This window comes from Lysinibacillus sp. VIII_CA, assembly GCF_049943995.1.
In the GTDB taxonomy this organism is placed as follows: Bacteria; Bacillota; Bacilli; order Bacillales_A; family Planococcaceae; genus Lysinibacillus; species Lysinibacillus pinottii.
Window position 1 is genome coordinate 1 of the sequence record NZ_JBNFXM010000062.1, and the last position, 1542, is coordinate 1542.

Consider the following 1542-nt stretch of genomic DNA (forward strand, 5'->3'; position numbering starts at 1 on the left):
TATGATTCCATACAAACACGAACCATTCACAGATTTTTCACAAGAGGCAAACTACAATGCTTATGTAGAGGCTTTAAATAAAGTTGAAGGTTACTTAGGGCAAGACTACCCACTTATTATCGGTGGTGAGCGTATTACAACGGAAGATAAAATTGTTTCGTACAATCCTGCAAAGAAAACAGAAGTTATCGGCCGTGTGTCAAAAGCAAGCAAAGATTTAGCTGAAAAAGCGATGCAAGCAGCAGATGAAACATTCAAAACTTGGAAAAAGGTAGATCCGGCTATTCGTGCAGACGTTCTTTTCAAAGCAGCAGCTATTATTCGTCGTCGTAAACATGAATTCTCAGCATTATTAACAAAAGAAGCTGGGAAACCATGGGCTGAGGCAGATGCAGATACAGCAGAAGCAATCGACTTCTTAGAATACTATGGTCGCCAAATGCTACGTATTAAAAACGGTCAACCAGTAGAAAGCCGTCCAGGTGAATACAACCGCTATGACTATATTCCACTAGGAATCGGTATCGTCATCTCACCTTGGAACTTCCCATTTGCGATTATGGCTGGTACAACAGTGGCTGCTTTAGTAACAGGTAACACAGTATTACTAAAACCAGCTTCTACAACACCAGTAGTGGCATATAAATTTATCGAAGTATTAGAAGAAGCAGGTCTTCCAGCAGGAGCTGTTAACTTTGTACCAGGTTCTGGTGCTGAAGTGGGCGACTACTTAGTGGATCACCCAAAAACTCGTTTCATCAGCTTCACAGGTTCACGTGATGTTGGTTTACGTATTAACCAACGAGCATCTGTCCTAAATGATGGTCAAATTTGGATCAAACGCGTTATCGCTGAAATGGGCGGTAAAGATACAATCGTTGTCGATAAAGAAGCAGATCTTGAATTAGCTGCACAATCGATCGTGAAATCAGCATTTGGTTTCTCAGGTCAAAAATGTTCAGCATGTTCTCGTGCTGTTATCGTAGAAGATGTGTATGACCAAGTGGTGAACCGTGTAGAAGAGTTAACAAACGCATTAACAGTTGGAGATCCAACAGATTTCAGCAACTTCATGGCAACGGTTATTGACCAAGCAGCATTCAATAAAATTACGGAATACATCGAAATCGGTAAAGGCGAAGGTCGTCTAGTAGCTGGTGGTACAGCAGATGATTCAGTAGGCTACTTCGTACAGCCAACTGTATTCGCGGACGTAGAGCCTTCTGCACGTATTATGAAAGAAGAAATCTTCGGACCAGTAGTAGCGATTGCAAAAGCAAAGGATTTCGATCATGCGATTGAAATTGCGAACGATACAGAATACGGTTTAACAGGTGCTGTCATTACGACAAACCGCATGAACTTAGAAAAAGCACGTGAAGAATTCCATGTTGGCAACCTTTACTTCAACCGTGGCTGTACAGGTGCGATTGTTGGCTACCAACCATTTGGTGGCTTCAACATGTCAGGTACAGACTCAAAAGCTGGTGGCCCAGACTACCTACAACTTCACATGCAAGCAAAAACAACTTCTGAAATGCT

At 42.0% G+C, this 1542-nt stretch carries 1 protein-coding gene; it reads left to right on the forward strand.

The features are described 5' to 3' along the window. Position 1: 1 nt before the first annotated feature. Positions 2-1542 (forward strand): L-glutamate gamma-semialdehyde dehydrogenase (gene pruA, locus ACP3VS_RS24160; protein ID WP_012292396.1); only part of this gene is annotated, 1541 nt, incomplete at its 3' end.